Annotated in this window: 13 protein-coding genes; 9 read left to right on the top strand and 4 right to left on the bottom strand. The window is 37.2% G+C overall.

Annotation, left to right across the window (positions count from 1 at the left end):
• Window positions 1–27 precede the first annotated feature (27 nt).
• From pepF to ACIQLB_RS21875, 3 genes are all read left to right on the top strand, one after another.
• Window positions 28–1,839, top strand: coding sequence for an oligoendopeptidase F (gene pepF / locus ACIQLB_RS21885; protein WP_400730668.1), 1,812 nt, complete (start codon window positions 28–30; stop codon window positions 1,837–1,839).
• Between the two features lie 569 nt (window positions 1,840–2,408).
• Entirely contained in the window at window positions 2,409–4,097 is a 1,689-nt protein-coding gene (locus ACIQLB_RS21880; RefSeq protein WP_400730667.1) for an MDR family MFS transporter, read from the top strand.
• 257 nt (window positions 4,098–4,354) lie between these two features.
• Window positions 4,355–4,954: a TetR/AcrR family transcriptional regulator gene (locus ACIQLB_RS21875; RefSeq protein ID WP_400730665.1), complete on the top strand. Its 600-nt coding sequence runs from the start codon at window positions 4,355–4,357 to the stop codon at window positions 4,952–4,954.
• A 111-nt stretch (window positions 4,955–5,065) separates the two neighbouring features.
• Here the strand turns inward: ACIQLB_RS21875 and ACIQLB_RS21870 are convergent, their stop codons facing one another.
• The 4 genes from ACIQLB_RS21870 to ACIQLB_RS21855 form a co-directional block, all read right to left on the bottom strand.
• A complete protein-coding gene (locus tag ACIQLB_RS21870) occupies window positions 5,066–5,875 on the bottom strand; it encodes a DsbA family protein (RefSeq protein ID WP_400730663.1) in 810 nt (269 codons plus the stop codon).
• A complete protein-coding gene (locus tag ACIQLB_RS21865; RefSeq protein ID WP_049668151.1) occupies window positions 5,868–6,275 on the bottom strand; it encodes a globin domain-containing protein in 408 nt (135 codons plus the stop codon). Before ACIQLB_RS21865 ends, ACIQLB_RS21870 begins: the two co-directional genes overlap by 8 nt.
• Window positions 6,276–6,493: 218 nt before the next feature.
• The gene (locus tag ACIQLB_RS21860; protein ID WP_400730661.1) at window positions 6,494–7,282 is read right to left on the bottom strand and encodes a lytic transglycosylase domain-containing protein; all 789 of its coding nucleotides are present in this window, start codon (window positions 7,280–7,282) and stop codon (window positions 6,494–6,496) included.
• Between the two features lie 44 nt (window positions 7,283–7,326).
• The gene (locus tag ACIQLB_RS21855) at window positions 7,327–7,911 is read right to left on the bottom strand and encodes a CYTH domain-containing protein (RefSeq protein WP_400730659.1); all 585 of its coding nucleotides are present in this window, start codon (window positions 7,909–7,911) and stop codon (window positions 7,327–7,329) included.
• A gap of 62 nt (window positions 7,912–7,973) precedes the next feature.
• Between ACIQLB_RS21855 and ACIQLB_RS21850 the strand changes: the two genes are divergently transcribed.
• From ACIQLB_RS21850 to ACIQLB_RS21825, 6 genes are all read left to right on the top strand, one after another.
• Window positions 7,974–8,549: a UPF0738 family protein gene (locus ACIQLB_RS21850; protein ID WP_400730657.1), complete on the top strand. Its 576-nt coding sequence runs from the start codon at window positions 7,974–7,976 to the stop codon at window positions 8,547–8,549.
• Between the two features lie 62 nt (window positions 8,550–8,611).
• Complete coding sequence (gene yjbM / locus ACIQLB_RS21845) at window positions 8,612–9,283, top strand: GTP diphosphokinase (RefSeq protein WP_400730655.1); 672 nt, start codon at window positions 8,612–8,614, stop codon at window positions 9,281–9,283.
• On the top strand, window positions 9,280–10,074 hold the full coding sequence (locus ACIQLB_RS21840) for an NAD kinase (protein WP_400730654.1): 795 nt from the start codon (window positions 9,280–9,282) through the stop codon (window positions 10,072–10,074). The genes yjbM and ACIQLB_RS21840 overlap by 4 nt, the downstream gene beginning before the upstream one ends.
• Window position 10,075: 1 nt before the next feature.
• A complete protein-coding gene (locus ACIQLB_RS21835; RefSeq protein WP_400730719.1) occupies window positions 10,076–10,984 on the top strand; it encodes an RluA family pseudouridine synthase in 909 nt (302 codons plus the stop codon).
• A gap of 714 nt (window positions 10,985–11,698) precedes the next feature.
• A complete protein-coding gene (gene mgtE / locus ACIQLB_RS21830) occupies window positions 11,699–13,075 on the top strand; it encodes a magnesium transporter (RefSeq protein ID WP_400730652.1) in 1,377 nt (458 codons plus the stop codon).
• Window positions 13,076–13,118: 43 nt separating this feature from the next.
• Window positions 13,119–13,529 (top strand): hypothetical protein, encoded by a 411-nt coding sequence (locus ACIQLB_RS21825; RefSeq protein WP_400730650.1) that lies wholly within the window; start codon window positions 13,119–13,121, stop codon window positions 13,527–13,529.
• Window positions 13,530–13,540 lie beyond the last annotated feature (11 nt).

The following is a 13,540-nucleotide window of genomic DNA, read 5'->3' as shown; positions in this document are numbered from 1 at the left end:
TAACTCACATATAAAGGGGGCTGGCACATGGCTAGTAATCGAGTTTTAGTAAGAAATGAAGTTCCAGAAGAATTAACTTGGCGCTTGGAGGATATATTTGCAACTGATGCCCTATGGGAAGAGGAGTATAAAGAAGTTGCAGAATTTGCAAAAAAGGCGTCTAGCTATGCAGGTACTTTAACAAATGGTGCAGATGCGTTATTAGCAGTTCTAACTTATCACGATGATATTTACCAACGTACAATGAAGCTTTACACGTATGCTCATATGCGTAATGACCAAGATACGACAAATAGCTTCTATCAGGATATGAATAGTCGTATTCAAACATTAGCGACCAGTATCTCAGCTGCCCTATCGTTTTTAACACCAGAGACTTTATCATTGAGTGAAGAAACAATAGAACGTTACTTAACAGAAAACAAAGACTTACAACTGTATAAGCAATCTTTAAAAGAAATAACGATGGCACGTCCGCACGTATTACCAACAGAACAGGAAGCATTACTTGCACAAATGTCTGAGGTTACAGGTACGGCTTCAAACACATTTAGTATGTTAAACAACGCTGATATGGTCTTCCCTAAAGTGAAAAATGAAGATGGAGAAGAAGTACAACTAACACACGGTAACTATATTAAGTTTCTAGAAAGTAAAGATCGCACTGTTCGTGAAAATGCCTTTAAAGCAATGTATGAATCTTACGGTAACTTTAAAAATACGTTTTCGTCTACATTAACTGGCAATGTTAAAAAGCATAATGTCAGCGCACGTATCCGTAATTATGATTCCGCACGCCACGCAGCAATGTCTAACAATTTCATTCCAGAAAGTGTTTATGATCAATTAGTAGAAACAGTCCATAAGCATTTACCAGCTATGCAGCGCTATATTTCATTACGTAAGAAGCTTTTAGGCGTGGACGAACTGCATATGTGGGATTTATTTGCTCCACTCGTTAAGGAAGTCGATATGAAAGTCACTTACGATGAAGCGAAGGATATTTTAGTAAAGGCTTTAGCTCCACTAGGTGAGGAATATCAAGGCATTGTTCAGGGGGGGCTTGATAACCGTTGGGTGGATGTCTTAGAAAACAAAGGGAAAAGCAGTGGAGCTTACTCTTCAGGCGCCTACGGAACAAATCCATATATTTTAATGAACTGGCATGACAATGTTAATAATCTGTTTACACTAGCTCATGAATTTGGTCATAGTGTACACAGTTATTATTCACGTAAAAATCAGCCGTTTGTTTATGGCGAGTATTCTATTTTTGTAGCTGAAGTAGCTTCGATATGTAATGAAGAACTTTTAAATGACTATTTATTGAAAACAGTTGAAGATCCGCAACAGAAAGTTTATTTATTAAATAATTGGCTAGAACGGTTTAGAAGTACTGTTTTCAGACAAACAATGTTTGCTGAATTTGAACACCTAATCCACCAAATGGATAAGAATGGTGAATCTTTAACAGCAGAGCGTTTAACAGAGGTTTACTATAATTTAAATAAACAATACTTCGGCGAGGATATTGTTGTAGATAAGGAAATCGGCTTAGAATGGGCTCGTATTCCACACTTCTACTTTAATTACTATGTGTATCAATATGCTACAGGTAAATCAGCTGCAACAACATTAAGTAAACAGATTTTAGAAGAGGGTACACCAGCTGTAGAACGTTATATTAATAACTTCTTAAAAGCAGGTTGCTCTGATTTCCCAATTGAGGTATTAAAGTCAGCAGGTGTTGATATGAACGTTGCAAAACCGATTGATGATGCATGTAAAGTATTTGAAGAACGTTTAAATGAGTTAGAAAAGTTATTGTTGAATAATTAATTTGTAAGGCTGTAGGAATGTCACTACAGCCTTTTTTCTATGATTATTTGAACGAAAAAAATTTAAAGAATAATGATTTTTTTTGATTTCTAAATGTTTAAAAGTGCGTATCTTGAAAAAATACTGTTTGTAATCGCTTTCTATTTGACAAATTTGTGAATCTACCATCGGATTTATTGCTATATTTACTATTCCATGATAAAGTGATTCATGTGAAATAAATCACAAAACAAACATACACCCCTTTGTTTGAACGTGAACATTTCTCCCATCCCCTTTGTGAAAGAGAGGCGTCACTATCTGTCGAGGATAGTGGCGCTTCTTTTATTTTGTTATAAATCTCGATCAAACAGTGAAGTATTCCGATAAAACTCAAAAATGTTCCGATAAATCACTGAAACGTTCCGTCAAATTACTAATATGTTCCGATAAATCACTAGAACATTCCGATAAATATATAGAGCCTAATCACTGTTTTCTAAAAATAAAATGAATGCAACCAGTTGCATTCATTTTATTTTTTATTTATAATGCAATCAAATGATTACATTATGGAATGAGGTTAGAAAGTGAAGAGTAAACAAAGTTATATGATGCCTGTAATTGCTGCGGCTCTAGGTTTTTTTATGGCATTATTGGACACCACTATTGTGAATGTATCTTTGCCAAAAATTACAGCATACTATGAAACTACAATTGATCAAATTTCTTGGGTGATTGATAGCTACAACATTGCATTTGGCGTTGTTTTGCTAACGGCGGTAAGGTTTGCAGATCAATTTGGTAGGAAGAAAATATTTCAAATAGGGCTTATTTTGTTTGTGGTTGCGTCAGTTCTTTGTGGAATATCGCAATCTATTGAGTTATTAATTTTATTTCGTGCGATTCAAGGTTTGGCTGCAGCAATGATTGTTCCAGTATGTATTCCTTTAGTACTTGTTCATACTCCGCCTGAAAAGGTTGGCATTGTAACGGCACTATTTGGAATAATGGCAGGGATATCGACAGCATTGGGACCAACAATTGGAGGAATCATCTCAGAGCATTTTTCATGGCAGTGGATATTTTATATTAATTTACCAATCGGAATTTTAGCAGTAAGTTTAATTCATACTTTTGTACATGAATCGTATGATCCTACTGCTTCTAAGAAGATCGACTGGATGGGTATGATTACAATTAGTATGTCATTGTTTGCGCTCATATACGGGCTTTTACAAGTGAAAGAAGTTGGGTGGTCATCACCACTTGTTCTTAGCTGTTTAATTGGCAGTGTTATAGGCTTACTATTGTTTGTAAAGATTGAATCAAAAAATAAAGATCCAATGCTTCCAGTTCATTTGTTTAAAAACTATCAATTTGCATGTGGGAATATCGCATTGTTATGTTTAGGAATCGGTATGATGTGTGTCTACTTTTTAATGGCATTTTATTTAACAACAGTAAACGGAATTTCTCAGATACAGGCGGGTTTAATTCTTAGCTCATCTTCTATAGCGACAATGCTCATTACACCTCTTGCAGCTAAAGCAAATAAATGGGGGACATTATGGTTTGGTGTCATTGGTTATGTATTATTTAGTATAGGAACCTACTTGTTAGGTTTTATTTCACCAAATCAATCGGTTTGGGCTATTGTCGGAGTTTTAATGATTGTCGGTTTAGGATCGGGTTTAATCTTTAGTCCATTATCAATAGCGCTCATTTTGCAGGTTCCCGAAGAAAAGACTGGGATTGCATCAGGGTTATTTCAAGTAAGTCGTGTAATTGGTGCTGCGGTTGGCGTGGCAATTTTAGTAGTGATGCTACAGCATATGCTGCAGAACGAAATGAAAACGGCAAAAAAGGAAATGATCGAAAAGGTTGAAATAAGTAAACTAAGTGATAATACAAAGGAAAAGCTAAAGCTTCGATTCGAAAACAATAAAAATGAGCTAACAGAAAATAAATCGTCACTACAGGATGTTTTACATAAGTTAACGGACGAAGAGGAAAAACTATTAAAATCTTCACCAGATAACGCACATGCTGAAATTAAGAAGAGATTTGCCATTGAAAGGGAGGAAATAATAAATCTTTATCCAGCGTTAGAAAAAATAATGAAGGATCATATTTCTTTAGCATATAAAGCAGTTTTTAGATTTGGAGCAATTGTCATGTTAATTGGTGCTGTTTTTGCATATTTGAATGGCATAAATGCAAGAAGAATGAAGCAATATATGAGAGAACGAAACTTTGAGGTTGCTATGAAACGTTAACTCGAGCGAAGCGTCAGTTACAGATGTTTTGGTACCGAAAGCGAAGCGGCAGCAACAACACACGACTGAGTGACCAACATCGTGTGTTGTTGCTGCGTTAGCACTACGCTTTCGCAAAAAAACATCGGTTGGCCTAAAGCCTCTGACGCAATTATGCCGAGGCATAATTGATTAAACTGAATGCAACTGATTGCTATCACTTTCTAATTCCGATATAATATTGAGCAAATTATGTTCGGAGGAGGAAAGTGGGCATAATGGCAAAGTTGAAAACAAGAGAAAAAATTCTTAATGCTGCTTTGACACTTTTTGGTGAAAAGGGGTTTGCTGGAACTTCGACACGTGAAATTGCTGAACGTGCCGGTGTGAATCACATTACACTTTTTAGACACTTTGGAAATAAGGAGAATTTGTTTCGTGAGAGTGTTATTTCACATAAAACAGACCGAGATTATTTTCCTAAAATAGAAGAGGCGTTTACTGGGGATATAGAGCATGATCTTAAAATCTTGGCGCAAGCTTATTTTGAAGAAAACATTCCGGTCAAGGAAACTATTTGGGTACTCATGCGTGAGATTCAACAAGACAAAGAGTTTGAGAAAATGTTCTTTGAATACCCCAATAAGTTATTTGACCATTTAGAGAATTATTTAATTAAGTTACATGAGCAAGGGAAAATTCCAAAAGGGAACTTTAAATATACAGCGAATTTTTTCTATTCATTACTGTCATCAATTTTAGTTTTTCAATTGACATTACCATATATAAATGAGCATATTAATCCGGATATCGATGAGATGATAGATGAGGTTGTGCATTTATTTACAGCAAGTTTGTATAATCCGAGAGAAAGTTAATGATGGAGCTAATAAAAGGCAAAATAAAGCAAGTGAAGTTTTCTTCACTTGCTTTATTTTTAGGGGCATCTTGGACAAGTCCCTATTCTATAGAATAATAGTATAATTGCATTATTTAATACGCCACAGTGTATCGTGATCTGTCTGAATTCGTTCAATTTTTTGTTGTAGCATACGTTTCTTTAATTCGCGTTCAGCTGTTTGTTCTGTTAATGAGTAGATAAAAGCTACTTCATTTGTTGAAAGTGTATGGAATTTTGTAAATAACGTTTCTATTGTTGGTAATGGTTGGCGCACAAGCTGCTCATCCATCATCTCTTGTAAAATATGTTCATAAACTTCATAGGAATAGCTACCACTAACTTTAAGACCCTCATCTTCAATACATTCATTGAAAAATACAATACTAGGTACTTCATCAACTTCCATTTCACGTTTAATATATAAATCGCTTTGGAAGGCGCGTGCTGCTTCCTTTGAACCAAAGTCTGCAGAAAATTCATTCATGTCTAATTGAACTTCTTCTGCGATTTTTAACAGCGTAGCATAAGAATTGACATCTTGCTTGTTTAGTAATACATATTCTTGTAGTTTCGACAAATAGCGTGCTCCTGCACGTTTGCCCTGTAACTCTGCTGCTTTAATAGCGATAGATGGTAAAACAGGGTGATTAATGTCGAGCTCAATACCTGATACACAACCCTTTACACGCGTACTTAAACAATTTAAAGAGGCAAGCTCCGTGCTTAGTACAAGGCGCCATGTAAAGTAATGGTTGTACTCTAGCTGTAACCTACGAAGAATGGCTTGCATATTAAAAGCTTCTTGACAAAGTGGATCTACGAAAATATACAATTCAATAGGCTTATTAACAGTAGAAAACTCAGGAGTTGGCTCTTGCAACAGTTGAATATTATTCACGTAACAATTCCCCCTCATCGTCATTTGGTGTATTAATCATGTGATGAGCTGTTAATACTAAACGTTGATAATAAGTTTCGCGGAACTTCCCTTCTAACCCAACTTCATCCATCGCTTCGGACATACATTCAAGCCAAGCTTGAGCACGATCAGGTGTAATCGGAAAATTCATATGGCGTGCACGCATCATTGGATGTCCATGCTCCTCAGTAAAAAGATTTGGTCCACCTAAATACTGTGTTTGAAATTGAATTTGCTTGCGGGCTGTCTCTGTCAAATCTTTCGGGAAGATTGGAATAAGATCAGGATGCTGAGCAACTCTTTTATAGAACGCATGGATTAGCTCTGAAAGCTTTTCGGCTCCCAGCTCCTCATAAGGAACAGTGTATTTTCGACTCATAAGTTAAATGCCCCTTTAATTCTTTATATCGTAAAGTATATTTTTATACTTGGTCATCTTTACAAATGTGAATTTCTTGTGACTACCTTTATTCTATCAACGTCTTTTCGTTAACACAAACAAAGCGCTCTTCCGAAATGTTTTTCGCTAGAAAAGCACAAATTTCACCACGTGGGTGAAATTTGCCGAAAAAGACTGTATTAACAATGTTTATGCGATTAAACTGTGTAGTAATTCATCACTTTTTTGACATAATTCTGTGTTTCTTTAAAAGGAGGAATGCCACCATATTTTGTAACGCGTGAAGATCCTGCGTTATAAGCAGCTAATGCTAGTGTAGGATCATTATCAAATTTATCTAGCAATTGGCGCATATACTTTGCCCCTGCCATAATATTTTGCTCAGGATCAAAGGCGTTTGTAACCCCTAAATATTGCGCTGTTTTTGGCATTAATTGCATTAATCCTTGTGCTCCAGCATGACTAACCACAGTTGAATTAAAATTAGACTCTTGCTTAATCACAGCTGCGATGAGTTTCTCAGGTACATTATATGTAGATGCTGCCTTTTGAATAATCGAAGCGTATTGGTTCGCACCTGCTAATGAATTGGCATACGCTGTTGAACCAATTACATTATCCGAAACATAGGAGTCGAGTTTTGTACTAGATTGTGTATTTGCTAATGCCGCCTGTACAGCAGAAGGTATAAAGACGTTATTAGAACCATTATAAAGTAATGATTGATAGGCACTATTTTGCATGTCTTCAGATAACCCATTTAAACTACTAAACTGATTCATCAATGACGAAGCGTTTGATACACCTCCGAGCAAACTAGATAATTTTGCACTGTTAGCAGTAGTTGAGTCGCCGAGCAATTCGCTAATCATGTCTGAAAACATAGAATTGCTGTCTGTAAGATTGTTTGACGATGAATTTTCTGAAGATCCTAGTGTTTGTAATGCTTGAATGTCAAGTAAAGTTCTGAGTGATTGGATATCCAAGGAGTTTGTCACCCTTTCTTGTATACTAGTTAAGCTACTGTTGTTTATTCATTCATTTGTAATGCTTTCATAAAACGTGCGATTTTTTTATCTGTAGCCCGTTTTTCGATACCATATTGCTGTAGAAATTCGTCGAAGATTGAATTTCCTTTTATTTCATCTTTTGATTCATATTCTACCTCATAATCGTCGCACTGCAAATAGAAAGAATGATCGAACACTAGTAGACCATCCTTATAAGGAATTTCGACACGATCAGTTGTTAGTGAACCAAATACTGCTAATTCTTCTAAAGGGATGTTGAAGAGAGCTAGTCTTTTTGCTACTTCTTGGGCATAGAAACCTTCTCCAACAAGCATTTTCTTAGCTTGCTCAGCAGTTAATTCGTCAGTTGTTTCTAAATGTGCATGCTCTGCATTTTTTTCTTTTAAAGTACATTCAAAATATTTGTCGATTTGTCTAATACGAAGCCCACTTTGTCGTTTCCGAATAGCTTGAGAAGGTGTGTCGAAATAATGATTTGTTTGACGATGAATAGCATTTTCGGGAATATTGAATTCTTGCAATAAATGTTCGTATTGTTGTTTTGTTAAGAGATTTTTAAATTCTATTTCAAGTTGTTGTGCCATATGCTCACCTGCTTATTTTAATTTTTTTTCGTGTGTTGATTAGGAGAAAGAAGGTTGTTGATATGAAAATGGTTATTTCCTCTTCACTACGGCTCATCGGAAGCCCCCAGGAAGGCGCCCAGTCGGAACGGAAATCAACCCCACGTTATGCTTATGAGTTAAAGTTTAATCGTCGATTTAATATTTACACACTGCAACTATTTACCCTCTATGATAAAATAAGAGGAAGAGTAAGACGAAAAGGGGAACCGCATGTGCGTAAAATTTATACAATAGAAACATTGAATTTTGAAAACGAGCAACTTCATTTTAGTTTAAACGACATTGAAGCAAATTTACAGTTAAAACCTGCTGCACAATTAATTGCAGATTCTGATGACTTTGCGTTTATTTATTTACTTGATGCAGGAGAGAATTATCATTACTTGCGTTTTTCACCGAGTAGTTGGGAGCAACTTGTACATATTTTACAAAAAAAGCAAAATCCAAAGCTACAACTAGGTGAAGAAGTTATTGAGCTTACTAATTTTTACGATGAACTGGAAATGCTCGTGTATAATATTGAAGGAAATTACAATTATGGGGCGGAATTTGTCCAAACGGTGGAACAACACTTCAAGGCAATTCTTGCTGAATAAAAAGACAAAACGAACAGACGGTGTTGGTTTTGTTCGATACCGAATGTCGGGAGGTTTTTGCGATGGGACAATGGGAAATATTTTTGAGTCCTTATAAACAAGCAGTAGATGAGTTAAAAGTAAAATTAAAAGGTATGCGTTCACAGTTTGGTATTGTTAATGCAAATTCGCCAATTGAATTTGTGACAGGACGTGTAAAGCCTTTAGCAAGTATATACGATAAATCATTAGAAAAAGGGCTTGCCTTTGAGCCTTCTAAACGACTAGGTGATGAGCTAGGGGATATCGCAGGCTTACGTATTATGTGTCAATTTGTAGATGATATTTCCACAGTTACGGAACTAATACGTCAGCGTAAAGATATGCGTGTAGTGGAAGAGCGTGATTATATTACACATAATAAGCCAAGTGGATACCGCTCATATCATATGATTGTCGAATATCCTGTAGAGACGATACAGGGGAAAAAAGTGGTATTAGCTGAAATTCAAATAAGAACACTAGCCATGAATTTCTGGGCATCAATTGAGCATTCTTTAAATTATAAATATAAAGGCATGTTCCCCGAGGAAATAAAAAATCGCCTTCAAAGTGCAGCGGAGGCCGCCTTCCGATTGGATGAGGAAATGTCGTCCATTCGTAGTGAGATACAAGAAGCGCAGGCCTATTTTAGTGAATACAAAGAAGCATCGAATCCTAATTTATTATCGGAGAAGGAGCGTGACACAAAATGAAATTTTCCATTCAATCACGTAGAGATGCACAGTCGAACGAATTAATGGAGCTAGCTAGAACGTATTTGCAAGATTTTGGATTAACCTATGATGAAGAGGCTCCTGAAATCGTAATCTCTATTGGAGGAGATGGCACTTTACTACATGCCTTTCATCGATATTCTCATTTGCTAGATCAGGTTGCCTTCGTAGGTATCCATACGGGACATTTAGGATTTTATGCGGATTGGAAACCATCTGAATTAGAAAAGCTTGTTTTGTCCATTGCTAAAAAAGACTTTAACGTTGTGGAGTATCCACTACTAGCGGTAAAGGTGGAGCATCATAATGCGGAATCTAATACGTATTTAGCGTTAAATGAAGCAACTGTGAAATCACCAGATGTCACACTTGTTATGGATGTAGAGTTAAATGGTAATCAGTTTGAACGTTTCCGTGGAGACGGTCTTTGTGTGTCAACTCCTTCTGGTAGTACAGCTTATAATAAAGCCCTCGGTGGAGCAATTATTCACCCGACTTTAGCAGCACTCCAAATCACTGAGATAGCATCTATCAATAACCGTGTCTTCCGTACAGTTGGTTCACCACTCATTTTACCAGCACACCATCACTGTGTTTTACGTCCAGTAAATGAGCAAAACTTTAATATGACAGTTGATCATTTACAAGTCACGCAAGGCGATGTGAAGTCGATTGCTTTTAATGTAGCAACTGAAAGAGTCCGTTTTGCACGTTTCCGTCCATTCCCATTCTGGGAACGAGTACATGAATCATTCGTGGCAAATGAGTAATATGGATACAAGGTTTACACTGCATTTTATAGTAGAAAAGGAAGGCCAACTACTAAGGGAGGCCTTAACTGAATGGCGCATCTCCAAGCGAGCTTTAACGGCTATTAAATTTGATGGAGGATTACTGACAGTGAATGATGTTGAACGCAATGTTCGACATCCACTTCACGTTGGGGATCGAGTTGCAGTTAAATTCCCTCCTGAAGAAAAAAGTGAAGGGCTGGCAGTTGAACATGGTGAACTTTCTATTATTTATGAAGATGAAGCTATCTTAGTGCTTAAGAAGCCTGCACATCAGAGTACGATTCCTTCGCGTGAGCATCCAACGCATAGCGTAGCTAATCTAGTGTGTGGTCATTTTCAGCAGCAAGGTCTAGCATCAACTGCTCATATCGTAACGAGACTTGATCGTGATACTTCTGGCTTGCTATGCATTGCCAAACATGCTCATATTCATCATTTAACGGGACTTGCACAGCGCAGTGGAGAGATTTCTCGACAATATGAAGCAATTGTACATGGACATGTGGCACAAGAAGTACAATCCATCATAGCTCCTATTGGACGCAAGGAGACAAGTATCATTGAGCGAGAGGTGCGTGAGGATGGTCAATTTGCGCATACAGATGTGACAATTTTAAGGCGCTTTTATTTACATGATGAACCGATGACACATATACAACTAAAGTTGCACACAGGGCGTACACATCAAATCCGTGTGCATATGGCCTATGTGGGACATCCACTTGTTGGAGATGAACTTTATGGTGGAAGTCGAGAGCATATAAATAGACAAGCCTTACACTGTGTGTCCTTAAAGATGCTTCATCCTTTGACAGGTGAGAGTTTACAATTCACAAGTAACTTAAACATAGATATGCAACGATTATTGAATGACTCCTTAGTTTGAAGTTCGAGACTATCTAAACAGTCATTAGTTCACTAAGAGTGAAAACTATTACTGAATCATGTTATAAATTTAAGGAGATGTTCGCACAAACGGGCATCTCTTTATCATTTTATTTTCTATAAAAGTAATAAGTTTTTCTTAACAGCATGTTAACAGAAAAGAAAGTGATTGTAGGATATAGTAAAGTAGAGGTTTTTTAGACTCAGTACCATAGTTGAGAATGACATTTTTTTGAATGTATGTTAGGTATATAAGTTGATTGTAGTGGAGACTGGGCGACTCCTCGGGGATCAGCAATAAAGGAACGAAGGCTGAAACCATCACATCCTGTGATAACGCCTTCGTGACCAACATCGTGTTGGTCCGAGACCCTGCAGCGTAGCGGATGTTTTCTGTGCGAAAGCGTAGTGCTAACGTAGCGGCAGCAAATGTTTTATCTGTGTGAAAGCGTAGCGACAGCAACAACAAAAGCGGCTCATCGGACGCCCCCAGGAAAGCGCCCAGTCGGAACGGAAATCAACCACACGTTATGGTAATAGGATAAAATAGAAACTTTTACCCGCAAATTTATCCAATTAGATTGCAGCGATGTCGTAAGTGCGATGTAGTAAAAAAAGGGTTTGCAGAAAAGGCACAATACACTCTATTATATATAAGGTAGATTTACGGCATTGCCCGTATCAATGATTTAATGCTCGGAAGGAGGGGACAAGCATGATAGAGGAAAGAAATGAAAAGAATGATGTGCAATTCGACGAAGCACGTTTGCGAGAAATGCTCGAAGCACATGATATAAACGCATTCCGCGATGAGTTTTTAGAGCTTCATCCATATGATCAGGCAACGTTTTATGAGAAGGTGGAGCCTGATATACGAAAGATCATCTATTCGTTCTTGTCTCCGACGGAAATGGCTGATATTTTTGAGGCAATCGAAATAGATGATGATGAATACACAGCGTATCTAGCTGAGATGGATCCGTCATATGGTGCAGAAATGCTTTCTCATATGTATGCAGATGATGCAGCAGACGTTTTAAATGAGTTGGATACAAAACAACGTGAAAGCTATTTAGGCATGATGGATGAGGAAGCAGCTGAAGAGATTAATGAGTTATTAAGATATGACGAAGGTACAGCTGGTTCTATCATGACGCCTGAATATGTAGCGATACCAGAAAATTCTACTGTTCGTTCAGCAATGGCAATTTTACGGAAAGAAGCGCCAGAGGCCGAAACCATTTATTATATTTTTGTCGTTGATGAAGCACATCGATTAACAGGCGTTATTACGCTTCGTGATTTAATTATTGCTGATGAAGATACCCTTATACGTTCGATTATGAATGAACGTGTTGTGATGGTGCACGCAGGGGATGACCAAGAAGAGGTTGCTCAAATTATGAAAGACTATAACTTCTTAGCGACACCAGTTATTGACGATAAGGGAGAATTACTAGGGATTATTACAGTCGACGATATTATCGACGTTATTGATGAGGAAGCCTCGGAGGATTACTCTAAATTAGCGGGTATTTCCGATATGGATAAATTTGATACAACTTCATTCCAAGCGGCTAAAAAGCGTTTGCCATGGCTTGTCATATTATTATTTTTAGGGATGTTGACAGCAAATTTGATAGGACATTTTGAGGCAACGTTAGAACAAGTTGCGTTACTCGCAGTGTTTATCCCTCTCATTTCAGGTACTTCTGGAAATAGTGGAACTCAGGCACTAGCGGTAGCTATTCGAGGAATTGCGACAGGCGATGTCGAAGACCATAGCAAGCTAAAATTACTACTACGTGAAGCAGGTACAGGATTAATGTCTGGAGTTGTTTGTGGACTGATTGTGATCGGCATCATCTATATTTGGAAACAAGAGCTTATTCTTGGAATGCTAGTAGGAGCAGCGCTTTGTGGCTCGATTTTAGTAGCAACACTTGCAGGATCTTTTATTCCACTGCTTATGCATCGCATGAAAATTGATCCAGCTGTCGCATCAGGTCCATTTATTACAACATTAAATGATATTACAAGTATTTTAATTTACTTAGGTTTGGCGACAGTGTTCTTAAGTCAAATCGCTTGAGAACCAAATTTCTTCCTTTTGCATATTGTATGAAAAAAGGGAAGTGAGTAATTTGGGTCAAGAGCCACGCTTGTTTATAAAGTCACCATCCTATTTTCTAAATATTTCCAAGGTGCTACATGAACTTGATTTGGATGAAAGTACGTCAGTGTATAGTAGGAACGGCTATTTCAATGAACAAACTATTGAAGAAAAAGAAGAAGTGGTTGAAGAAGTACAAATAGATCCGTATTTACTAAAGCAACTTCAATTTTTAGAAAAGCCGTTTCGGCAAAAAGCCTATCAACCATTAGTTATATGTTTGAAGGATGGTAGAAAATTACGCGGTAGTGCATCTGAAGTACAGACCGATTCATTGATGCTTACTTCTTTCGAATTGAAGACACAAGAGATTATCTATTTTGAAGAAATAGAACAAGTATTATGGCGAGGTAAACAATTACCTACCTTATGAAAAAAGTGTAC

It is taken from the genome of Lysinibacillus sp. NPDC092081, from assembly GCF_044755845.1.
GTDB lineage: Bacteria > Bacillota > Bacilli > Bacillales_A > Planococcaceae > Lysinibacillus.
Note: the sequence above shows the minus strand (reverse complement) of the source record. Positions and strands in the feature narration are given on the sequence as shown.

Bases quoted from the DNA above. Each gene is read 5' to 3' on its own strand.
- pepF (WP_400730668.1), top strand. From the start codon at position 28: ATGGCTAGTAATCGAGTTTTAGTAAGAAATGAAGTTCCAGAAGAATTA.
- ACIQLB_RS21875 (WP_400730665.1), top strand. From the start codon at position 4,355: ATGGCAAAGTTGAAAACAAGAGAAAAAATTCTTAATGCTGCTTTGACA.
- ACIQLB_RS21865 (WP_049668151.1), bottom strand. From the start codon at position 6,275: ATGAGTCGAAAATACACTGTTCCTTATGAGGAGCTGGGAGCCGAAAAG.
- ACIQLB_RS21855 (WP_400730659.1), bottom strand. From the start codon at position 7,911: ATGGCACAACAACTTGAAATAGAATTTAAAAATCTCTTAACAAAACAA.
- ACIQLB_RS21850 (WP_400730657.1), top strand. From the start codon at position 7,974: ATGAAAATGGTTATTTCCTCTTCACTACGGCTCATCGGAAGCCCCCAG.
- yjbM (WP_400730655.1), top strand. From the start codon at position 8,612: ATGGGACAATGGGAAATATTTTTGAGTCCTTATAAACAAGCAGTAGAT.
- ACIQLB_RS21840 (WP_400730654.1), top strand. From the start codon at position 9,280: ATGAAATTTTCCATTCAATCACGTAGAGATGCACAGTCGAACGAATTA.
- ACIQLB_RS21835 (WP_400730719.1), top strand. From the start codon at position 10,076: ATGGATACAAGGTTTACACTGCATTTTATAGTAGAAAAGGAAGGCCAA.
- mgtE (WP_400730652.1), top strand. From the start codon at position 11,699: ATGATAGAGGAAAGAAATGAAAAGAATGATGTGCAATTCGACGAAGCA.